Genomic DNA, 21,747 nt, shown 5'->3' on the forward strand with positions numbered 1-21,747 from the left:
ATTAACCGTGCATCTGGCCGAAGCGACCGGACTGGAAGTCGGCGAACGCCTGGTGGATTTCCTGCTCGGTGTTCATCACGAACGGACCGTGTCCGACGATCGGCTCGTCGATCGGTTCGCCGCTGAGCAGCAGCACCACCGCGTCCTCGCTGGCCTGGAGGGTCATCTGATCGCCCTTGCGGTCGAACAAGGCCAACTGCCCTTGGCGCACCGACTCCAGGCCGTTGACCTCGATCGTGCCGCGCAACACCACCAGTGCGGTGTTGCGTCCTTCATGCAGATCCAGCGTGAGCAACTTGCCGGCATTCAGGCGCAGGTCCCAGACGTCGATGGGGGTAAAGGTGCGCGACGGCCCTGTGTGGCCTTCAAATTCACCGGCGATCAAGCGCAGGCTGCCGGCGTTGTTCTTCAAGGCAATGCTCGGGATGTCGCTATCGAGAATCGTCTGGTAACCGGCGTCGGCCATCTTGTCCTTGGCCGGCAGGTTGACCCACAACTGGACCATTTCCAGGGTGCCGCCGCTCTTGGCGAAACCTTCGGAGTGAAACTCTTCATGGAGAATCCCCGAGGCCGCGGTCATCCATTGCACGTCGCCGGGGCCGATCTTGCCGCCACTGCCGGTGGAGTCGCGGTGTTCCAGTTCACCCTTGTAAACGATAGTCACGGTTTCGAAACCCCGGTGCGGATGCTGACCAACGCCACGTCGCGCGGTGGTCGGTGTGAATTCCGCGGGGCCGGCGTGATCCAGCAGCAGGAACGGGCTGATGTGCTTGCCCAGGTTGTCGTAGGAAAACAGCGTGCGAACCGGAAAACCGTCGCCGACCCAATGGGCCCGTGGGCTGGTGTAGATACCGATGATGTTTTTCATGGTGTCTCCTGATGAGGTGAGTGAAGCCATGGACAGAGCTTAAAACTGCGACCTTTGTTGCGCTAGACTGCAAAAATCAGCTTTAGCGTTCTATCTGGAGAACGATGATGGAAGACCTCAACACTCTCTATTACTTCACCCAAGTGGTCGAACATCAGGGTTTCGCCGCGGCCGGACGGGCCCTGGACATGCCCAAGTCCAAGCTCAGCCGACGCATCGCCGAACTCGAAGAACGCCTCGGCGTACGCTTACTGCACCGTAGCAGTCGCCACTGTTCGCTGACGGAAATCGGCCAGGCGTATTACCAGCGTTGCCTGGCAATGCGGGTGGAGGCGGAAAGCGCCGCCGAACTGATCGAACGTAACCGCTCCGAGCCCCAGGGCGTGGTGCGCATCAGTTGTCCGACGGCGCTGCTCAACTCCTGGGTCGGGCCGATGCTGACCCGCTACTTGCTCAAATATCCGCTGGTGGAGCTGTTCATCGAGAGCACCAACCGCCGGGTCGACCTGATCCATGAAGGGTTCGATATCGCCTTGCGCGTGCGATTTCCTCCGCTGGAAGACACCGACATGGTGATGAAGGTGCTGGGCAACAGCACCCAGAGCGTGGTGGGCAGCCCGGCCTTTTTGCCGCGCCTGTCGACACCCGCCTCCCCGGCCGACCTCAGTGGCTTGCCGAGCCTGCACTGGGGGGCGGCGCAACGTGAGTATCAGTGGGAATTGTTCGGTGGTGATGGCAGCAGCGCGCTGATCAGGCACTCGCCACGGATGGTCACCGATGACCTGTTGGCCTTGCGCCACGCGGCGGTGGCCGGCATCGGGATTGTCCACCTGCCCAGTGTGGTGGTGCGGGATGAGATCAAGGCCGGCCAGTTGATCGAACTGGTGCCGGGCTGGGCGCCCAGGAGTGGCGTCATTCATGCGATCTTCCCGTCGCGGCGTGGCCTGCTGCCGTCGGTGCGTAGCTTGATCGACTTTCTGGGCGAGGAGTTCAGCCGCAGCGATATTGCCTGACAGCAGCTGCAGGTTTTCAGCTGCAAGCGTCAAGTTGATTTGAGGGGGTAGCGGAGATTTTATTCTGAACATAATATGGTTTGAAAATTACAACCATAATATTCGTTTTCTTCAGAGGACTTACACATGCAAAGCCCAACCCGCGAGGCCACGCTCGCCCAATGGATCGCCCAGGAACAGGCCATGCGCGCCCGCCTGGCCGGGCCTGGCAGTTTGTCCATGGCCGAAGTCAGCGCGCTGACGCCCGCCGAATTTTTCGAGGGCATCGGCAACGGTGAATTGCCCTCGCCGCCCATTGGCACGCTGATGGATTTCATCCCTGTCGAATGGTCCGCCGGGCTGTTCGTCTTCCAGGGCACTCCGGATGCGCGGCATTACAATCCGCTGGGCACCGTGCACGGCGGTTATGCCGCGACTTTGCTGGATTCGTGCATGGGTTGCGCGATCCATACGCAACTGAAAAAAGGCCAGGGTTATACGACGCTGGATCTGCGCATCAGTTATGTCCGGGCGTTGAACAGCGCCAGCGGACCGGTGCGGGCCGAGGGCAAGATTGTGCATCTGGGGCGTTCGACGGCGCTGGCCGAGGGGCGGATTTATGATGTGGATGGACGGTTGTATGCGACGGGGACGACGACTTGCTTGATTCTTGAGGCTCGGGGTTAAGCCTGTAGACCGAGTCGTCCCATCGTCGGAACGCCGCCCGGGGCAAGCCCAAGGGCCTGGCGCCAGCCTGGGATTAAACCGCCGGGTTCAAGCCGCAGCCCTGCTCAAGACTGCGGTCCAGGCGCGTCATGACTTGGTGCAACTGATCGACGGCGGCGTCGATCAGTGCGGCATCGCCCTCGCCACAGGCACGCTCCAGTTGCTCGCAACACGCCACCAGCGCCTGCGCCCGGACCATCTGCGCGCCACCCTTGATGCGGTGCGCCAGGTCCTTCAAGCCGTGGTAGTTACCACTGGCATGTTCTTGCCGCAGACGTTCGCGATCATCGCGATTGGCAACGGCCAGGTCATGCAACAACTGAGTGATCAGTTCATTGTCGGCCCCTGTATAGCGTTGCAAGCCGCTTAAATCGATTTCGCTGCTGGAAGGCGCTGCGCTCAGGCCTGGCGATTCGCTGGAAAAACGCGTGGCCAACCAGGCGCTCAGGTCGACCAGTCGAATGGGTTTGAACAGGCAATCGTCCATCCCCGCTTCGATACAACGCATTTTCTCCTCGGGTTGAGCGTTGGCGGTGAAGCCCAGGATCACCGTTGGCGACCCCAGCTGGAAGCGTTCCTCATCGCGGATCGCACCCGCCAGTTCATAACCGCTGACCACCGGCATGTTGCAGTCGGTGACGACCAGATCGCAAGCGTGTTCACGCCATTGCTCGAACCCTTGCTGGCCATCCTCTGCGAGCAGCACCCGGTGCCCCAGGTAACTCAGTTGCCGCGAAAGCAGCAAGCGGTTGGCCGGGTAATCGTCCACCACCAGAATCGTCAGCGGCCGGGTCCTTGCCGTCGATTCACTCGGCGCCATTTCAGTGCCGGGCAACGTCTGCAATGCCTGCAGTTCAAGGCTGATGTCCAACCGGGTTCCGCGTCCCAGGACGCTGGAGAGTTGCAAGCGCCCGCCCATCATTTCGCACAGCGTGCGGCTGATCACCAGACCCAGGCCGGAACCCTGACGGCCTGATTGCTGACGGTTGCCGGCCTGTACGAACGGGCTGAACAGGCGTTGCTGGTCAAAGGCGCTGATACCGCTGCCGCTGTCCTCGATACGCACACTGACCGCGAGACGCTCCGCCGACGCGGGCACGACTCGCAAGCGCAGGCTGACCTCGCCTTTGTGGGTGAACTTGATGGCATTGCTCAGCAAATTGGACAGCACTTGCTTGAATCGCGTGGGATCGATCAACACATCGCGGTCGCTGTGCTCGTCCAGTTCGACCCGCCACTGCAGGTTCTTCTGCCGGGCCAGGCCTTCAAAGACCCGGCACACCGACAGCACCAGCGCCTGCAGATTGGCTCGCTCCGGCGTCAGCGACAAGTGCCCGGACTCGATACGGGCAATGTCCAGGATGTCGCCGATCAAGGCAAGCAACTGTTGCCCGGCATCTGACGCCACCTCGATGGCCGGGCGATCGGTCACGCCCTCATCGGCGCTTTTCAGTGCCAGTTCAAGCATGCCGATAAGGGCATTCATCGGCGTGCGGATCTCATGACTCATGGTTGCCAGGAACGTGGTCTTGGCCCGGTTGGCATCGTCGGCGGCGTCCTTGGCCTCCTGCAATCGGGCCAGCCATTGCTGGCGCTGACGGATCTGCCGGCGCTGCCAGGCGATCCAGGCCAGTGCCAGCAAGAGCAAGGCGCCGGCCACCGCGAACGCCTGGAAAATGCTCTGGCGATGGCGCAGCCAATAGCTCTGTTCCACCATCAGGTCATTGCGCCAGGGCAGTATCAGTTCGTCGATTTCTTCCGGGGGGATACTGAGCAAGGCCTTGTCCAGGATCGAGTGCAACTCGCTGGCCTCGCGCCCGGTCGCCAGGGTACTGCGCGCGGGATCGATGCCCACCGTGCTGGTGACCTGGAGGCGATCACGGTACTGCCGGGAGATCAGGTAACGGGCGCTGATCAATGAGTTGATGGCACCTTGTGCCTTGCCTTGGGCGACCATTTCCATGGCATCGGCCGACAAGGGCGCATCCACACACCGGATCAACGGGAAGTGTTGGCGAACGAACTCGCCTGAGATATTGCCCTGGGTCAGCGCCAGGGTTTTTCCGGCCAGGTCATCCAGGGTCCTGGGGCTGTCCGGCGCCAGGCGCGTCACCAGCACCGATGGGCTGGTCAGGAACGCCCGGGTAAACAGCAGGTCTTCCTCACGCAGGGAACTCAGGCCGATACCCGCCAGCACATCGACCTCGCCACGCTTGATCGCTTGCACCATCTGCGCCACCGACGGCATGGCGCGGATGTCGAATTGCAAGCCGGTGCGCAAACTGATTTTCGCCAGCACATCGACACCGATGCCGCGAAACCGGCCTTCACTGTCCAGGAAAGTAATCGGCGGGATGTTCTCGTTGATCGCCACGCTCACTCGCGGGTGCCGGTCGAGCCATCGCTGCTCGGTCACACTCAGTTGCAGGGACTGCGTGCCCGGCATGGACACCCCGCTCGCTCCCCAGCGGCGCTGGATGTTCATCTGTTCATTGGCCGTTATCAACGCCAGGGCCTTGTCGACAATGCGCAGCAGCGCCGGGTTGTCGCCGGCCATGGCAAAGGCGAAGCGCCCGGATTCCATGGGCGAGAAGTCAGCCAGCTGGACGTTGTTCAGGTAGTTTTTGCTGATCAGGTAATGGGCGCTGATCGCATCGCCCAGGTACACATCCGCCTGGCCGAAGGCGACGGCCCCGACAGCCGCCAGTGTCGAGGGGAACAGCTGAACCTGGGCCTCGGGATAGAACCGCTGGACGTTTTGTTCAGGCAAGTAGTGGTAGAGCATCGCCAGGCGCTTGCCGGCCAGTGTCGGGTCCAGCACCTGGAGTGCATCAACGCGGGTCACCAATACCGGCTGATCCACCGCATAGGCGCGGGACATTTTTAGTTGCGGGTCCTGGGACTCGTAGCTGTTGGAGGTTCCCAGCAGGTCTGCCGCGCCTTGCTTGACGGCTCGAACGGCGTCTTCGCGCGATGGATAGCGCCGGACTTCGATCTCTACCCGCAGCAACTGCCGGAGCAGATCGGCGTAGTCGGCGGTCACCCCCTCGAGCGTGTGGTCGGTGGTGATGTCGAAAGGTGGATAATCCGGGGCTGAAACGGCCAGCACCAAACGGTCTTTTTGCTGCAACCAGCGCGCATCGGCGGCCGACAACCGCAGCACTTGGCCCTCCACGCTGGAACGGCCCAGCAAGGTCAAGGTTTGCGGCTGCGCGCAGACACTAGATACCCAAAGGCAAAGGGCCAACAGCAGGTATCGAATGGCGTTCATTCAGATCAAGTGATGACGTTGGGCAAGATCCCTCAGGTGCACCGACGACTCCACGTTGAGTTTTTCAGTCAAGCGGGTCTTGTAGGTGCTGACGGTCTTGTGGCTCAGGTGCATGATTTCGGCGATTGCCTTGTTGCTCTTACCCTGGGCCAGTTGCTGGAAAATCGACAACTCGCGATCTGAAAGCCTGTCGATCATCTGTTTTTCACTGCGTTGCGCCTGGCTCAGGGACACGGAGCTTGTGGGCAACCGGGTGAAATAGGTGTAACCGGCCATCACGGCCTGCACGGCTTTTTGCAAATGCTCCAGATCGTTGGTCTTGGCGACGTAGGCCATGGCACCGGCGCGCATGCAACGATCCTGGAAAAACGCCGGTTCCTGGGCAGTGAACACCACCACCTTACATGGCATCTCCTCGATCTGGATCCGTGCCAGTACATCCAGGCCGTCGAGCGACGGCAGGTTGAGGTCCAGCACAATCAGTTCCGGTTTATTATCGCGGATCATCGGCAAAACTTCGTTACCGCAGGCCGCTTCGTGGATACGCTTGTATCCCAAATGCCTGAGTACGCTTTTGACTGCACCGCGAACCACCGGATGATCGTCCACAGCCATCGCTGACTTCATGGCAACTCCCTATGCATAAACACGACGTTCGGGCACTGACGGCCCATGGGCAAGAACCCGAAATGAACACAGCAGCTGCGCATAGACTCTTGCACGTAAAAACCGATCGGACTACCTGACAGAAATGACAGTTGCGACGAACGGTAGAGGTCGATCAACGACCGCCATCAACCGCTGGATAGTCGCCAGGTCCGGCAGCAAGGCATGGCTCACTTGGACTTTTTGCCTTGCAGAGGGCGCGGTGGGGCGCAGTTGCGCGCGCTCGCCGTCGAAAATCAGCGCGTGCGCCACCTGCCGGTTGTCGAGACAGAAATCCAGCAGGTCGAGCTTGCCGTCGGCCATGCCAGCATTGATGACCAGCAGATCGAAGGGTTCGCAACCGTACTCGACCAGGTTCAGCAGCTCTTCGAGGCTGTGCACCGGCGCCACGCGAAAATAATCGAGCTGGTTGAACAGCCGCTCGATTTTCATCCGGTTGAAGTGTTGTGGGTCAGCGATCAGGATGCGTAAGGACTTGTTGGGCAACGTGCCCCCCCGGGTCAGATTGATGAGGGGGCAAGACTACGGAAGACCTGCCGAGCGTTCTGTAGGAAAAATCCGAAATACTGCCCGCTTAATCTGACGCTGGTGATACGTGGGGGAATCGCAGGGTTCTTCAGGGCCTCATCGCCAGCAGGCTGGCTCCCACAATAGATCTGCGTACACAGGTCAAATGTGGGAGCCAGCCTGCTGGCGATGGCGGCCTCACAGCCGCCGAAGTTCTCAGCTGGCAGTCGCCAACAACAGATCCACCACCGAACGATGCCCACGGTTCTTGCCATGGTCATACAACGACCCGGCAATCTCGTCCGCACGAATCGGCAGGATCGACAGCAAGGTATCGCTCAAGCCATGGCTGGCCTGGCAGAAGCCCTGCATATAGATGCCGGCCTTGCAGCGCTCGTCGGTGATCAACTTGTAGTTGCGGTCCACCTCGAAATCACCCAGGTACTGTTCCAGCGGGGCCAGCAGCTTGCGGTGCATCTGCCGCTCGTAACCGGTGGCCAGCACCACGGCGTCGTAGTGACGGACCGCAATTTCGCCGGTGGCTTTGTTGCACATCGTCAGTTCAATGCCGCGTTCGGTGGCGGTGGCTTTTGAGAGAGTGGTCAGGGTACGGAACGCATGGCGGGCAACGCCCGAAACTTTCTGCCGGTAGAAAATCCCGTAGATCCGCTCGATCAGGTCAATGTCCACCACCGAATAGTTGGTGTTGTGGTACTCGTTGACCAGGCGCTCACGCTCGCTGCTCTCCTGCTGGAACACCAGGTCGGTGAACTCCGGCGAGAACACTTCGTTGACGAACGGGCTGTCGTCCGCCGGCTTCAGGGCCGAACCGCGCAGGATCATGTCGACCTGCACCGACGGGAAGCTGTCGTTGAGGTCGATGAAGGCTTCCGCCGCGCTCTGCCCGCCACCGATAATCGCGATACTCATCGGCTGGTTGTTCACGCACGGCTGCTTGGCCATCTGCGCCAGGTATTGCGAATGGTGGAACACGCGGTTGTCGCCCTTGAGCGCCTTGAACGCCTCGGGAATACGCGGCGTACCGCCCGCGCTGACCACCACCGAACGGGTGGTGCGCACCTGTTGATGCCCGGTGCTATCGCGGGAAATCACCCGCAGCGCTTCGACCTGCTGGTTGTGCAGCACCGGTTCGATGGTCAGCACTTCTTCGCCGTAACGGCTCTGCTTCTCGAATTGCGCGGCCACCCAGCGCAGATAGTCGTTGTACTCCATGCGGCACGGATAGAAGGTGCCCAGGTTGATGAAGTCCACCAGGCGCCCGTGGGCCTTGAGGTAATTGACGAACGAATAAGGACTGGTCGGGTTGCGCAGGGTCACCAGGTCCTTGAGGAAGGAAATCTGCAGCTCGCTCTGGGTCGACAGGGTGTTGCCATGCCAGCTGTAGTTGGCCTGCTTGTCGAGAAACAGTACATCCAGCTCGCCCTGGGTCGGCCCGCGCTCCTGCAGGGCGATGGCCAGCGCCAGGTTCGAAGGGCCGAAACCAACGCCGATCAGGTCGTGAACGATGGGCGATGCAATTGCCTGTGTCATTTCCAGTGTCCTCTGGATAAGCCCCCGAGCGGCGGGGAGATAAGCCTAAGTGACCTGACCGGCCTTGAGCAGGACAGCAGGTCGTCTGTTGATTAGGAACGAGGACAGTGAAATAAAATTTAACAAGAACGGATGTACGCGAAGATCAATGGGCATCCCATTGGCGCATCCGCACCCGGCAATGCTTCATCGCATTGACGATGTGTTTTTCGACCAAGGCCTTGGAAATGCCCAGGTGTTCGGCGATCTGCGGGTGCGACAGGCCTTCGATCTTGCGCAGCAGGAAACTCTCGCGGCACAGGCGCGGCAATTCCGCCAGGGCGCGCTGGAGCATGTCCAGGCGCTGGCCGTGATCGAGGCTGCTGAGGGGCGATGGGCTGAAGTAGCGCTCTTCGTTGTCGAGCACGTCCAGCGACTCGACCTGGCGCAACGCATTGCGCCGGTGATCGTCGATCACCAGGTTCAAGGCCGTGCGATAGAGGAAGGCCCGGGGCTGCTCGATCGGCGTGTCGCTGGAGCGCTCCAGGACTCGCAGATAAGCGTCATGCACCACATCTTCGGCGACCTGGCGGTTGCCGAGCTTGGCGTTGAGGAAACACACCAGCTCTCGATAGTAGTTTTCCAACATGACTCCCGTCCGCACGGGTGCGGTTACTGTCCTTGAGCCCGCTACTCGACCACAAAAGCTGGCAGTGGCACGATAGTGGCAGTTTGAGATGCGTAATTTATAGTAATTCTCATATAGATTTAAAGTATTGCTTTGGCTTGCCCGACAAATAGTCATGGTCTACGGCTTGCACGCCCCCGTAGGAGCTGCCGAAGGCTGCGATCCTTTGATCTTTAAAATCAAAAGATCGCAGCCTTCGGCAGCTCCTACAGGGGCAGGTGTAACGCCGTGTGTCCGGGCCTAAATTCCCTGCTGCTGTCCTCGTCTACAAGGACAGCTCCATGTCCCTGCCGGCTCCACGGCAGTGTTCAACTGCTTTGGAACCCTGCATGAAACGTCCCCGTCACACCCGACGCGCCCTGCTTGTAGCACTCAGCCTGATCCCCGTTATCGCCGTTGCGGCCTGGCAGTTCATCCCGCCCGGGCGTGACCAGTTCGCCACCGTGCAGGTCACCCGCGCCGACATCGAAAGCAGTGTCACGGCATTGGGTACCCTGCAACCCAGGCGTTATGTCGACGTCGGCGCCCAGGCGTCCGGGCAGATCCAGAAGATCCATGTGGAAGTCGGTGACCGGGTCAAGGAAGGTCAGTTGCTGGTGGAAATCGACCCTTCCACGCAACAGGCCAAACTCGATGCCGGGCGCTTCTCCATCGAAAACCTGAAAGCGCAGCTCCAGGAGCAACGCGCGCAACACGACCTCGCCCAGCAGAAATACCAGCGCCAGCAGCACCTCAAGGCCGGCAACGCCACCCGCGAAGAAGACGTGCAGACCGCCCAGGCCGAACTGCGTGCCACCCAAGCGCGCATCGACATGTTCCAGGCACAGATTCGCCAGGCCCAGGCCAGCCTGCGCAGCGATCAGGCCGAGCTCGGCTACACGCGGATCTATGCGCCGATGTCCGGCACCGTGGTCGCGCTGGATGCCCGGGAAGGCCAGACCCTCAATGCCCAGCAGCAGACCCCGTTGATCCTGCGTATCGCCAAGCTGTCGCCGATGACCGTGTGGGCCGAGGTCTCCGAAGCCGACATCGGCCACGTCAAACCCGGCATGAACGCCTGGTTCACCACCCTCAGCGGCGGCACCAGGCGCTGGCAAAGCACCGTGCGGCAGATTCTGCCCGTACCGCCCAAACCCCTGGACCAGACCAGCCAGGGCGGCGGCAGCCCCGCCAGCTCGAGCAAAAGCGGCAGCGCGCGGGTGGTGCTGTACACCGTGCTGCTGGACGTCGACAACGCCGACAACGCGCTGATGGCGGAAATGACCACCCAGGTATTTTTCGTCGCCGATCAGGCGCAGAACGTGCTGACCGCGCCGATCGCCGCCCTGCAGGCCGGCGCGCAAGCCGACAGCCAGACCGCGCAAGTGGTGGCCAGGAACGGCAGCATCGAACAACGCAACGTGCGCACCGGCATCAGCGACCGCCTGCGGGTGCAGATCCTCGACGGCCTGCAGGAGGGCGATCACTTGTTGATCGGCCCGGCCGACGGGAGTGGCGGTTGAATGCAGACGCCCCTGATCTGCCTTTCGGACATCCGCAAAGCCTACGGCGGTGGCGACGCCCCTGAAGTCCATGTGTTGCGCGGTATCGACCTGTCGATCCATGCCGGCGAGTTCGTGGCGATCGTCGGCGCCTCCGGTTCCGGCAAGTCGACACTGATGAACATCCTCGGCTGCCTCGACCGCCCTACCTCAGGCGAATACCGTTTCGCCGGAGAAAACGTCGCCGCCCTGGGCAGCGATGAACTGGCCTGGCTGCGCCGTGAAGCCTTCGGGTTCGTGTTCCAGGGTTACCACCTGATCCCGTCGGGCTCGGCCCAGGAAAACGTCGAGATGCCGGCGATCTACGCCGGCACTCCGGCCGCCGAGCGCCATGCCCGCGCCGCGGCCCTGCTCGAACGCCTGGGCCTGGCCACGCGCACCGGCAACCGCCCGCACCAACTGTCCGGCGGCCAGCAGCAACGGGTGTCTATCGCCCGCGCCTTGATGAACGGCGGCCATATCATTCTCGCCGACGAACCCACCGGCGCCCTTGACAGCCACAGCGGCAAGGAAGTCATGGCGCTGCTCGACGAGCTGGCGAGCCAGGGCCACGTGGTGATCCTCATCACCCACGACCGCGAAGTGGCGGCGCGGGCCAAGCGCATCATCGAGATCCGCGACGGCCTGATCATCAGCGACAGCGCCCGGGACAATCCCGCCGCGCAAACCTCGGCCAATCCCGGTGCGCTGCAGGCCGTGGACCTGCGCAAGCGCCTGACGGAAGGCGCGCAAGCCAACGGCGCCTGGAAAGGCGAACTGGTCGATGCGGTGCAAGCCGCCTGGCGGGTAATGTGGATCAACAAGTTCCGCACCGCGCTGACCCTGCTGGGGATCATCATCGGTGTGGCGTCGGTGGTGGTGATGCTGGCCGTCGGCGAAGGCAGCAAGCGCCAGGTCATGGCCCAGATGGGCGCGTTCGGCTCCAACATCATTTACCTCAGCGGCTCGTCGCCCAACCCGCGAACGCCGCTGGGCATCGTCACCCTGGACGAAGTCAAGGCGGTGGCGAGCCTGCCCCAGGTGATGCGCATCATGCCGGTCAATGGCCAGGAAGCCGGGGTACGTTTCGGCAACCTCGACCATCTGAGCTACGTCGGCGGCAACGACACCAACTTCCCGGCGATCTTCAACTGGCCGGTGGTGGAAGGCAGCTATTTCACCGAGGCCGATGAACAGAACGCCGCAGCGGTCGCGGTGATCGGCCACAAGGTGCGGACCAAACTGCTCAAGGACGTGGCCAACCCCATCGGCCAGTACATCCTGATCGAAAACGTGCCGTTCCAGGTGGTCGGCGTGCTCGCGGAAAAAGGCGCCAGCTCCGGCGACTCCGACAGCGACGACCGCATCGCCATCCCCTACTCCGCCGCCAGCGTGCGGCTGTTCGGTACCCACAACCCGGAATACATCGCGATTGCCGCCGCCGATGCGCGCAAGGTCAAGGAGACCGAGCACGCCATCGAACAACTGATGCTGCGCCTGCACAACGGCAAGAAGGATTTCGAGCTGACGAACAACGCGGCCATGATCCAGGCCGAAGCACGCACGCAAAACACCCTGTCGCTGATGCTCGGTTCGATTGCCGCGATTTCGCTGCTGGTGGGCGGCATCGGCGTGATGAACATCATGCTCATGACCGTGCGCGAACGCACCCGCGAGATCGGCATCCGCATGGCCACCGGTGCCCGCCAGCGGGACATCCTGCGCCAGTTCCTCACCGAAGCGGTGATGCTCTCGGTGGTCGGCGGCCTGGCCGGGATCGCCCTGGCGCTGATCGTCGGCGGCGTGCTGATCCTCAGCGAAGTCGCCGTGGCGTTCTCCCTGATAGCGGTGCTGGGCGCCTTCGGCTGCGCCCTGGTCACCGGTGTTGTCTTCGGCTTCATGCCGGCCCGCAAAGCTGCCCGACTCGACCCGGTCACGGCCCTTACCAGTGAATGATCTCTCGATGAAGCCGCAACTGAGTGTGTTGACCCTCTGCCTGTTGCTCGGCGCCTGTGGCAGTCCCGCCCAGCGCCCGGACAGCGACATAACGCCGCCCGCCGCCTGGCAATCGCCGCACACCGCCGGCGCCAGCCGCGACAACCAGCAATGGTGGAACCGCTTTGGCAGCCCGCAACTGGGTCGCCTGATCGAACAGGCCCGGGTGGGCAGTTACGACCTGGCCGCCGCCATCGCCCGGGTGCGCCAGGCTCAGGCGCAAACGGTGGTCGCCGCGGGCTCCCAGCTGCCGGAGGTCAAGGCCGCGCTCAATGCCAACCGGCAAAAACTGCTGCGCGGCGATGGCTACAGCCAACTGGATGCGGACAGCGACAACAGCGCCGTCGATTACTTCAACGCCAGCCTCAGTGCCAGCTACGAAATCGATTTCTGGGGTGGCCAGCGTGCGTCCCGTGACAGCGCACAATTTGCCTTGCAGGCCAGCGAGTTCGATCAGGCCACCGTCGAGTTGACGCTGCTCAGCGGCGTGGCCAACACCTATGCGCAAACCTTGTCGTTGCAGGAGCAGAGTCGCATTGCCGAGCTGAACCTGGCCAACGCGCAGAACGTGTTGAAACTGGTGCAGACCCGCTTCGACTCAGGTTCCGCGACCGCCCTGGAACTGGCCCAGCAAAAAAGCCTGGTGGCGGCGCAGCAACGCCAATTGCCGCTGGTGCAACAACAGGCCAGGGACGCGCAGATCAGCCTCGCCACCCTCCTCGGCCGCCCCGTGCAGGAACTGGCGCTGGGCCAGGAACACTTCGATCAATTGTCCTGGCCCGCCATCGACGCCGGTGTCCCCAGTGAATTGCTCAGCCGGCGCCCGGACATCGCCCGGGCCGAAGCGCAACTGGCCGCCGCCCAGGCCGACGTCACCGTCGCCCGCGCCGCCATGCTGCCGACCGTTACCCTGAGCGCGGAAATCGGCTCGGGTGCCGACAGTGCTGGCGACATCCTGCGCAGCCCTTTCTACAACCTCACCGCCGGGCTGCTGGCGCCGGTGTTCAACAACGGGCGCCTGGGCGCTCAACGCGACAAGGCTTTGGGCCGCCAGGAAGAACTGCTGGAGACCTATCGCGGGGCGATCATCAATGGATTCGCCGACGTGGAAAAAGCCCTCAACAGCATTCGCGGGCTGGACGGACAGCGGCAATGGCAAAGCGAGGAACTGAGCCAGGCGCAGACCGCGTTCGACATTGCGCAAAGCCGTTATGAAGCGGGGGCCGAGGATTTGCTGACGGTGCTGGAGACGCAACGCACGCTGTATGCGGCGCAGGATTTGAATGTGCAGCTGAGGTTGGCGCGGATGCAGGCGAGTATTGCGTTGTACAAGGCGCTTGGCGGTGGGTGGCAGGCCTTGTGATCGTGATATTGCCGCAATACCTGTAGGAGCTGGCTTGCCAGCGAAGAGGCCGGCACATCCAATATCAATATCTCCTGTCTGGCCGCCTTCGCTGGCAAGCCAGCTCCTACAGGTTTTTTGTGTGCCGCATGGTTGGGGGGCGGTTAACTCGAAACCGTGTTGGCCTTCAGATTCCGCGCATACCAAGGCCGCTGCGGCACCTTGCGGAACAGATCCGCGAGCTTCTTTTCATCCTCACCAAAGGTAATCCGCAACGCCAGTTTCATGGTCTCCGGGTCCATCTCCACCGACTTCCCCGCCTGCAACCCCGGTGTGGTGCTGCAACCATGGGTCCCCGGGCCGAGCCACGGATCATCGATCTCGACCCACCGCCCCGGCGCGAACCATTGCACGCCATTGACCTCAAGCCGACTCACCTCCCCCGGATGAAAACGCTCATGGGCGCGGAACCAGTCTTCCAGGCGATCGTCGATCCAGCCGTGGAAGTGCCAGAACACCGGGTTCACGTGGGACGAGAACGGATCGCCGAGGAAGTCGTTTTCCGGCGCATACCAGCGCGCGGAAAAGTCCGACGGATCGCGGGCGAACGGTACCGGCTGGCCGTTGGACGGATCGCGCGGCACCGAGGCCCAACGCATGTGCAGCCAGTCGTGCAGGCCCAACTCGACCTCTGAGCCGAACTGCCCCAGGGTCAGCTTCGACAGGTAACGCGGATCGCGGTATTGCGACTCCCAGACCTGGAAATTGCTGTGGTAGGTCTCGGCGGTCTTGATGTCGCTGACCCACTGCGAATACTCGTCATCGTCTTCGGCCAACCAGGTCGGCGGCAGCGCCGTACCGTCGTGGTTGTCGAAATAATTGGCGAAGCCGATGCGGTCCCGGGCCAGCTCCGGTTGCGGCAAGGGGAACTGCGTCCACGACGGCAAGTCCATCATCGAACGCGCCGTGCCGAGCATGTGCCGGTGCATGAAGAAAAAGTCCACCCCCGAGCCGTTGCGATCCTTGCGCTTGCCCCGGGCGTCACGCTCCTGGTCCCGCGGCCCGGGCTGCCAGCCGATGCCGCGCAAGGCGTTGCGTTTGTCTTCGGGCAAGGTGTGCCATTTGTCCCGGGACGCATGCCAGAGCTGGTGGAACAACCGATGTTCCTGGGACGTCAGCCAGGCCAGCAGTGGCGGATTCAGACCGGTTCGCTCGCGGGCTTCGGGGAACACTTTCTTGACCGCGACGAAGCGATTGTCCTGGGCCGTCAGCATCAAGGGACGATCCAGATCCAGCACGCGACCACTGAGGCTGCCGCTGCCGGCGTTACCGAAACCGGCCCAGACTTCGTCCAGCGCCATGCTGAATTCGTAATCACAGCTGCCACCGGCGCTGAGCAAGCGCCAACTCAATTGGGCCGGCTTGACCCCGGCCACATCGCCGAGCACCCGATAACGCGGCGCTTCGCTGCCACGCAAACGCTCGGCGGTGTCGAGAAAGCCGATCAGGCCACGGCCCTTGTGGCCGATGTCGAGAAACAGCTCCAACCCGTCCTGTGGCAAGCCCTCAAGCCCGGCATCGCGACCTTCGAAACGGATCTGCCAGACCCCGCGCAGGGTGTCCGCCAGGCGTTGGCCGGCGACATCCGCCACATCGAATGAAGCTTCCCCCGGCGTGATCGTCGGGTCCGGCTTCGTCCATTCACGATGCCCGTAAAAAGCCGCAGGCACGGCAGCGCCGGTCAGCGCCAGGCCTGCCATGAACCATCGTCGAGAAATCGTCATTGCCCTACCTGTGTCAGCCATGAAGCAGGCTTTATCCAAGCTAGAACGTATGTTGCCCGCACAAATTTAAAAGCGGTCTACTGTAGGAGCTGGCTTGCCAGCGAAGAGGCCAGCACAAACACTAAATTCCTTCCTCGGCCACTCGTTCCCCCCAGATAGCAAAGGCGAACCTGACTGAGACGGCAATGACAAAACCACGTTCGAAAAAGGCTCTTTTCATCGGCCTGCCGCTGGCCCTGGCGATCAGCGCGGGCGCAGGCTTTGCGGCCTGGGACTACTGGTTCAAGGACAATCCCGGCTACCCGGTCAAGGTGATGAAACAGGCCGATGATCTGCATGAGCGCCTTCTCTCCTTCGACAGCCACATCACCATCCCCATGGACTTCGGCACCGCCGGCAATGAAGCCGACAAGGACGGCAGCGGCCAGTTCGACCTGGTCAAGAGCGGGCGCGGACGCCTGTCCGGCGCGGCCCTGACGATTTTCGGCTGGCCGGAAATCTGGAACGGCGCCAACGCGCCGCATCGCCCCACCGCCGGGTTCATCGAAGAGGCACGCTTCGAGCAGGAAACCCGCTACAAGATCATCAGCGCCCTGGTGCGGGATTTTCCCAATCAGGCCGCCATCGCCTACACCCCCGACGACTTCCGCCGCCTGCATGGCGAAGGCAAGTTCGCGATCTTCATGAGCATGCTCAACGCCTACCCGCTGGGCAACGACCTCAACGCCCTGGACAAATGGGCGGCGCGGGGCATGCGCATGTTCGGCTTCAGTTATGTGGGCAACAACGCCTGGGCTGATTCTTCCAGGCCATTGCCGTTCTTCAACGATTCCCGGGACGCCCTCGGCGGTCTCTCGGACATCGGCAAGCAGGCCGTGCAGCGCCTCAACGACCTCGGCGTGATCATCGATGTGTCGCAGATGTCGACCAAGGCCCTGGAGCAAGTGGCCCGTTTGAGCCGCACGCCGATGGTCGCCTCGCACTCTGCCCCGCGCGCCCTGGTGGACATCCCGCGCAACCTTAGCGACCACGAGATGCAGCTGATCAAGGACAGCGGCGGCGTGGTGCAGATTGTCGGTTTCCCGACCTACATCCGCCCGCTGAGCCAGGCCACCCAGGACAAACTCAACGCCCTGCGTGCGCGTTTCGACCTGCAACCGCTGCAAGGCCTGGAGATGGCGTTGATGCCGGGCGACCCGATCATCACCGTGTGGTCTGAGCAACGGTTCGGCGAATACGCCAGCGAGCTCTACGCGATCGTCGACGAAGAACCCAAGGCCACCCTCAAGGACTATGGCGACGCGATCGACTATGCGGTGAAGAAAATCGGCATCGATCACGTCGGCATCAGCTCCGACTTCAACGATGGCGGCGGCCTGGACGGCTGGAAGGACGTCAGCGAGGCACGCAACGTGACCGCCGAGTTGATCAGCCGCGGTTACAGCGAGGCTGATATCGCCAAGCTCTGGGGCGGCAACTTCCTGCGGGTCTGGGACCAGGTCGAGAAATCCGCCCGCCCCGTCGCGAAAAACTGATGCCACTTTTGCCAAGCGAAGCCCAAGCCATGACCAACCGTCGTTCCTTCCTCAAGCAGGCCGGCATTCTCGCCGCCGGCCTGCCCCTGGCTGCTGGCGTGAACCTGCCGGCGCTGGCCGGCAATCCCCAGCCCTTGCCAAAGGGCAAATGGGCGCAATTGCGCTCGTTGTTCAATCAGGACCCGGACTACCTGCATTTCGCCAATTTCCTCGTCACCTCGCACCCCACGCCGGTGCGCAACGCGATCGACATGCACCGCGCCAACATCGACCGCAACCCTGGCCGGGCCATGGACTGGGACCTGCAGGAAACCGAGAAACGCGAGCACAACGTGCGGGTCTGGGCCGGTCGTTACCTCAATGCCAAGCCTGAGCAGATCGCGCTGACCGGCAGCACCACAGAAGGCCTGGCGATGATCTATGGCGGGATTCATGTGCGCCCGGACCAGGAAATCCTGGTCAGCGAACACGAACACTACTCGACCAACTACACCCTGGAATTTCGTCAGCAACGCCAGGGGACCCAGGTGCGCAAGCTCAAGCTGTTCGACAACAGCCGCGACGTTTCCGTGGATGAAGTGCTCGCTTCGATCACCCAGGGCATCCGCCCCGAGACCCGTGTGCTGGGCATGACCTGGGTGCAATCGGGCAGCGGCGTGAAACTGCCGATCGGCGAAATCGGCAAGCTGGTCGAAGAGTTGAACCGCCAGCGCGACGAGAAAGACCGCATCCTGTATGTGGTCGACGGCGTGCACGGCTTTGGCGTCGAGGACCTCGACTTTCCCGACATGCACTGCGACTTCTTCATCGCCGGCACCCACAAATGGATGTTCGGCCCCCGGGGTACCGGGATCATCTGCGCCCGCTCCGCCGAGGTCAGGGACGTCACGCCGATCATTCCGACCTTCAGCGAATCCAGCGACTTCGCCACCATCATGACCCCCGGCGGCTATCACAGCTTCGAACACCGCTGGGCCGCAGACGAAGCATTCAAGCTGCACCTGGACCTGGGCAAGGCCGAGGTCCAGGCGCGCATCCATGAACTCAACACCTACGCCAAGAACCGCCTGCTGGAACAGCCGCGGATCGAACTGGTCACGCCAAAGAGCCCGCAATTGTCCGCCGGCTTCACCTTCTTCCGGATCAAGGATCAGGACTGCGAAAAGGTCGCCGTCCAACTGATGCAGAACCGCGTGGTCTGCGACTCGGTGGACCGCGACGTCGGCCCGGTGATCCGCATCGCCCCCGGCCTGCTCAACAACGAACACGAAATCGACCGCTTCATGGTGTTGCTCAATAAAACCGCCTGAAGGTATGACGCGAAACCCTGTGGGAGCGGGCTTGCTCGCGAATGCGGTGTGTCAGTCGACACTCATGCTGCCTGACACACCGCATTCGCGAGCAAGCCCGCTCCCACATTGGACCTCGCACAACACCCGTTTTTTTCTTTGATCGAGATGAGTCATGAACCGAAATCTGCTGACCGTTGGACTGGCTGCCATCCTCGCCAGTCTGCTTCCGGCTGCTGCGCAGGCCGCCACGCCACCCCAACCCGGCAAGGTCTTCAAGGACTGCAAAAACTGCCCCGAAATGGTCGTGCTGCCCGCCGGGACCTTCACCATGGGCACCCCCGATGACGAAGTCGGCCGCGAGCCCGATGAAGGTCCGATGCATGAAGTCACCTTCGCCAAGCCCTTCGCCATGAGCCGCTTCCAGATCACCGCTGGTGAGTGGGACAGCTACGTGAAGGAAAGCGGCGTGACCATCGCCAACGGCGATACCCGCCCCGGCCGCGAATGCGTCGCCAGCAAGCCGCGCTACCCGCAGAGCCCGCGCCAGCCGGCGGTGTGCATGAACTTCGACGACGTGAAAAACTATGTCGCCTGGCTGTCGAAAAAAACCGGGCAGAAGTACGGCATGGTCAGCGAGGCCCAACGTGAATACGCCGCACGCGCAGGCACCAAAGGCCCTTTCCCCTTCCCGTTCGATGAAGGCAAGGGATACAGCATCGCCAAACACGCCAACACCTACGGCCCGGCCGACGGTTTCAGCTTCAGCTCGCCGGTCGGCAGCTACCCACCGAACGCCTTCGGCATGTACGACATGCACGGCAACGTCTATGAATGGGTCGAGGATTGCGAACACCCGAACTACGTCGGCGCCCCCACCGACGGCAGCGCCTGGCTGGAAGCCAACTGCGAAGCCGTGCGCATCCGCGGCAACGACTGGGGTGAAGCCCCGGTGTTCTCCCGCTCAGGCAACCGCAACAGCCAGTACCCGCAGGAGCGTGGGGACTGGATGGGCTTTCGCGTAATCCGCGAACTCTAAGGCGTACCACTTCCCCCTGTGGGAGCCAGCCTGCTGGCGATGACGACTTTTCAGTCAATAAAGATGTCGACTGACCGTCCGCCATCGCCAGCAGACTGGCTCCCACAGGGTTTTGCGGTGTGAGCAACCTCACCGCCAATCAGCACTGTCTAAATTAACCCCTCGACCAGACGTTCTACTGGGTATCTGCCTTCCGACCCAAGGAACCGTCTTCCATGACCCAGCCCACCCGCGGCGCCATCGGCGAGCTGTTCGCCCTGCTCAAACCCTTTCGACTCATCGTCGCCGCGTCCATTTTCCTGGGCATGGTCGGCGGCCTGAGCGTCACGGTGTTGCTGGCGACCATCAACAATGCCCTGCATTCGGACAGTGGCCTGACCCAGGGCGTGGTCGCGCTGTTCGCCGGCCTGTGCCTGCTGGCGCTGGCCAGTTCCATCTGCTCGGACATCGGCACCAACTACGTCGGCCAGCACATCATTGCCAAGCTGCGCAAACAGCTGGGCGAGAAGGTGCTGTCGGCGCCGATCGAACAGATCGAGCGTTATCGCAGCCATCGCTTGATCCCGGTGCTGACCCACGATGTCGACACCATCAGCGACTTCGCCTTCGCGTTCGCGCCGCTGGCGATTTCCGTCACCGTGACCCTGGGTTGCATGGGTTACCTGGCGATCCTGTCGTGGCCGATGTTCCTGATCATGGTCGCCGCGATCCTGATCGGCACCGCCATCCAGGCCTATGCCCAGAGCAAGGGCGTGCAAGGTTTCATGGCCGCTCGCGAGGCTGAAGACGAGCTGCAAAAGCACTACAACGCGATTGCCGAAGGCGCCAAGGAACTGCGCATTCATCGCCCACGCCGCCAGCGCATGTTCACCGCGGGCATCAAGGGCACCGCCGAATTCATCTGCAACACCCAGGTGCGTTCGATCAACACCTTCGTCATCGCCAAGACCTTCGGCTCGATGCTGTTCTTCGTGGTCATCGGCCTGGCCCTGGCCCTGCAAACCTTCTGGCCGAGCGCCGACAAAACCGTGATGAGCGGCTTCGTCCTGGTGCTGCTGTACATGAAAGGCCCGCTGGAGCACTTGATCAGCACCCTGCCGATCGTCAGCCGCGCGCAGATCGCCTTCCGCCGTATCGCCGAACTGTCCGAACAGTTTTCCACCCCGGAACCGCACCTGCTGCTCAGCGACCAGGGTAAGGTCGAGCAGGCCGTGCACGAACTGCAACTGGCGGACGTACGCTACGCCTTCCCGGCGGTCGAGGGGGCGGCGCCGTTCCAGCTGGGCCCGGTCAACCTGTCGATCAAGCAGGGCGACATCACCTTCATCGTCGGCGAGAACGGCTGCGGCAAGACCACCCTGATCAAGTTGCTGCTGGGTCTATACACGCCGCAACAGGGGCAGATCCGGGTCAACGGCGAGGCCATCGACGCGCACAACCGCGACGACTATCGCCAGCTGTTCACCACCATCTTTGCCGACTACTACCTGTTCGACGACGTGGTCCAGGGCGATACGCATATCCCCGAAGACGCCAACAAGTACCTGCAGCGCCTGGAGATCGCGCACAAGGTCAGCGTCAAGGACGGCAACTTCACCACCACCGACCTGTCCACCGGCCAGCGCAAGCGCCTGGCGCTGGTCAATGCCTGGCTGGAAGAGCGTCCGGTGCTGGTGTTCGACGAGTGGGCGGCCGACCAGGACCCGACCTTCCGGCGGATTTTCTACACCGAGCTGCTGCCGGACCTCAAGCGCCTGGGCAAGACCATCATCGTGATCTCCCACGACGACCGCTACTTCGACGTCGCCGACCAACTGGTGCGCATGGAAAGCGGACGGGTCGTGACCGAGCTGACAACCGCCTGATCAAGTCTGGCGCCATTCAAATGTGGGAGCGGGCTTGCTCGCGAAAGCGTCGTGTCAGGCGACATTTAATGCTGACTGACACACCGCCTTCGCGAGCAAGCCCGCTCCCACAGGTTTTGCGCAGTTCCGA

At 62.3% G+C, this 21,747-nt stretch carries 16 protein-coding genes; 9 read left to right on the top strand and 7 right to left on the bottom strand.

From position 1 onward, the window contains the following. Window position 1: 1 nt before the first annotated feature. Entirely contained in the window at window positions 2-868 is an 867-nt protein-coding gene (locus tag NPS56_RS16090) for a pirin family protein (protein ID WP_274075498.1), read from the bottom strand. 104 nt (window positions 869-972) lie between these two features. On the opposite strand from NPS56_RS16090, the gene NPS56_RS16095 reads away from it, so the two are divergent. Then, window positions 973-1,881 carry a LysR substrate-binding domain-containing protein gene (locus NPS56_RS16095; protein ID WP_274075499.1) on the top strand — a complete coding sequence of 303 codons (909 nt, stop codon included), beginning with the start codon at window positions 973-975 and terminating at the stop codon, window positions 1,879-1,881. Between the two features lie 126 nt (window positions 1,882-2,007). Further along, window positions 2,008-2,547, top strand: coding sequence for a PaaI family thioesterase (locus NPS56_RS16100; RefSeq protein WP_274075500.1), 540 nt, complete (start codon window positions 2,008-2,010; stop codon window positions 2,545-2,547). 73 nt (window positions 2,548-2,620) lie between these two features. Here the strand turns inward: NPS56_RS16100 and NPS56_RS16105 are convergent, their stop codons facing one another. From NPS56_RS16105 to NPS56_RS16125, 5 genes are all read right to left on the bottom strand, one after another. Next, a complete protein-coding gene (locus NPS56_RS16105; RefSeq protein ID WP_274075501.1) occupies window positions 2,621-5,857 on the bottom strand; it encodes a transporter substrate-binding domain-containing protein in 3,237 nt (1,078 codons plus the stop codon). Further along, complete coding sequence (locus NPS56_RS16110; protein ID WP_274075502.1) at window positions 5,858-6,484, bottom strand: response regulator transcription factor; 627 nt, start codon at window positions 6,482-6,484, stop codon at window positions 5,858-5,860. A gap of 111 nt (window positions 6,485-6,595) precedes the next feature. Continuing rightward, window positions 6,596-7,009, bottom strand: coding sequence for a response regulator (locus tag NPS56_RS16115; protein ID WP_274075503.1), 414 nt, complete (start codon window positions 7,007-7,009; stop codon window positions 6,596-6,598). A gap of 237 nt (window positions 7,010-7,246) precedes the next feature. Continuing rightward, on the bottom strand, window positions 7,247-8,581 hold the full coding sequence (locus tag NPS56_RS16120; RefSeq protein ID WP_274075504.1) for a lysine N(6)-hydroxylase/L-ornithine N(5)-oxygenase family protein: 1,335 nt from the start codon (window positions 8,579-8,581) through the stop codon (window positions 7,247-7,249). A 145-nt stretch (window positions 8,582-8,726) separates the two neighbouring features. Further along, window positions 8,727-9,209 carry a sigma-70 family RNA polymerase sigma factor gene (locus tag NPS56_RS16125; RefSeq protein ID WP_168758677.1) on the bottom strand — a complete coding sequence of 161 codons (483 nt, stop codon included), beginning with the start codon at window positions 9,207-9,209 and terminating at the stop codon, window positions 8,727-8,729. A 368-nt stretch (window positions 9,210-9,577) separates the two neighbouring features. Here NPS56_RS16125 and NPS56_RS16130 point away from each other — a divergent pair, with 368 nt between their 5' ends. From NPS56_RS16130 to NPS56_RS16140, 3 genes are read left to right on the top strand one after another with little or no spacing between them, the layout of a single operon-like run. Continuing rightward, entirely contained in the window at window positions 9,578-10,750 is a 1,173-nt protein-coding gene (locus tag NPS56_RS16130) for an efflux RND transporter periplasmic adaptor subunit (RefSeq protein ID WP_274075505.1), read from the top strand. Beyond that, window positions 10,751-12,724, top strand: coding sequence for a MacB family efflux pump subunit (locus NPS56_RS16135; protein WP_274075506.1), 1,974 nt, complete (start codon window positions 10,751-10,753; stop codon window positions 12,722-12,724). It begins immediately after the preceding gene. A gap of 7 nt (window positions 12,725-12,731) precedes the next feature. Next, on the top strand, window positions 12,732-14,126 hold the full coding sequence (locus tag NPS56_RS16140) for an efflux transporter outer membrane subunit (RefSeq protein ID WP_274075507.1): 1,395 nt from the start codon (window positions 12,732-12,734) through the stop codon (window positions 14,124-14,126). Window positions 14,127-14,269: 143 nt separating this feature from the next. Here the strand turns inward: NPS56_RS16140 and NPS56_RS16145 are convergent, their stop codons facing one another. Beyond that, window positions 14,270-15,889, bottom strand: a complete 1,620-nt coding sequence (locus tag NPS56_RS16145; protein ID WP_274075508.1) for a PvdJ/PvdD/PvdP-like protein — start codon at window positions 15,887-15,889, stop codon at window positions 14,270-14,272. Window positions 15,890-16,074: 185 nt separating this feature from the next. On the opposite strand from NPS56_RS16145, the gene pvdM reads away from it, so the two are divergent. The 4 genes from pvdM (at window position 16,075) to NPS56_RS16165 (ending at window position 21,617) form a co-directional block, all read left to right on the top strand. Then, the gene (gene pvdM / locus NPS56_RS16150; RefSeq protein ID WP_274075509.1) at window positions 16,075-17,424 is read left to right on the top strand and encodes a pyoverdine-tailoring dipeptidase-like protein PvdM; all 1,350 of its coding nucleotides are present in this window, start codon (window positions 16,075-16,077) and stop codon (window positions 17,422-17,424) included. A 29-nt stretch (window positions 17,425-17,453) separates the two neighbouring features. Continuing rightward, window positions 17,454-18,734 carry an aminotransferase class V-fold PLP-dependent enzyme gene (locus NPS56_RS16155; protein WP_274075523.1) on the top strand — a complete coding sequence of 427 codons (1,281 nt, stop codon included), beginning with the start codon at window positions 17,454-17,456 and terminating at the stop codon, window positions 18,732-18,734. A gap of 154 nt (window positions 18,735-18,888) precedes the next feature. Beyond that, complete coding sequence (locus NPS56_RS16160; RefSeq protein ID WP_274075510.1) at window positions 18,889-19,752, top strand: formylglycine-generating enzyme family protein; 864 nt, start codon at window positions 18,889-18,891, stop codon at window positions 19,750-19,752. A gap of 215 nt (window positions 19,753-19,967) precedes the next feature. Beyond that, window positions 19,968-21,617 (top strand): cyclic peptide export ABC transporter, encoded by a 1,650-nt coding sequence (locus NPS56_RS16165; RefSeq protein ID WP_274075511.1) that lies wholly within the window; start codon window positions 19,968-19,970, stop codon window positions 21,615-21,617. Window positions 21,618-21,747 lie beyond the last annotated feature (130 nt).

It is taken from the genome of Pseudomonas putida, from assembly GCF_028682635.1.
Classification (GTDB): domain Bacteria; phylum Pseudomonadota; class Gammaproteobacteria; order Pseudomonadales; family Pseudomonadaceae; genus Aquipseudomonas; species Aquipseudomonas putida_AE.

Coding starts and splice junctions, on each gene's coding strand:
- NPS56_RS16090 (WP_274075498.1), bottom strand. CDS start 868: ATGAAAAACATCATCGGTATCTACACCAGCCCACGGGCCCATTGGGTC.
- NPS56_RS16095 (WP_274075499.1), top strand. CDS start 973: ATGATGGAAGACCTCAACACTCTCTATTACTTCACCCAAGTGGTCGAA.
- NPS56_RS16100 (WP_274075500.1), top strand. CDS start 2,008: ATGCAAAGCCCAACCCGCGAGGCCACGCTCGCCCAATGGATCGCCCAG.
- NPS56_RS16105 (WP_274075501.1), bottom strand. CDS start 5,857: ATGAACGCCATTCGATACCTGCTGTTGGCCCTTTGCCTTTGGGTATCT.
- NPS56_RS16110 (WP_274075502.1), bottom strand. CDS start 6,484: ATGAAGTCAGCGATGGCTGTGGACGATCATCCGGTGGTTCGCGGTGCA.
- NPS56_RS16120 (WP_274075504.1), bottom strand. CDS start 8,581: ATGACACAGGCAATTGCATCGCCCATCGTTCACGACCTGATCGGCGTT.
- NPS56_RS16125 (WP_168758677.1), bottom strand. CDS start 9,209: ATGTTGGAAAACTACTATCGAGAGCTGGTGTGTTTCCTCAACGCCAAG.
- NPS56_RS16130 (WP_274075505.1), top strand. CDS start 9,578: ATGAAACGTCCCCGTCACACCCGACGCGCCCTGCTTGTAGCACTCAGC.
- NPS56_RS16135 (WP_274075506.1), top strand. CDS start 10,751: ATGCAGACGCCCCTGATCTGCCTTTCGGACATCCGCAAAGCCTACGGC.
- NPS56_RS16140 (WP_274075507.1), top strand. CDS start 12,732: ATGAAGCCGCAACTGAGTGTGTTGACCCTCTGCCTGTTGCTCGGCGCC.
- NPS56_RS16145 (WP_274075508.1), bottom strand. CDS start 15,889: ATGACGATTTCTCGACGATGGTTCATGGCAGGCCTGGCGCTGACCGGC.
- pvdM (WP_274075509.1), top strand. CDS start 16,075: ATGACAAAACCACGTTCGAAAAAGGCTCTTTTCATCGGCCTGCCGCTG.
- NPS56_RS16155 (WP_274075523.1), top strand. CDS start 17,454: ATGACCAACCGTCGTTCCTTCCTCAAGCAGGCCGGCATTCTCGCCGCC.
- NPS56_RS16160 (WP_274075510.1), top strand. CDS start 18,889: ATGAACCGAAATCTGCTGACCGTTGGACTGGCTGCCATCCTCGCCAGT.
- NPS56_RS16165 (WP_274075511.1), top strand. CDS start 19,968: ATGACCCAGCCCACCCGCGGCGCCATCGGCGAGCTGTTCGCCCTGCTC.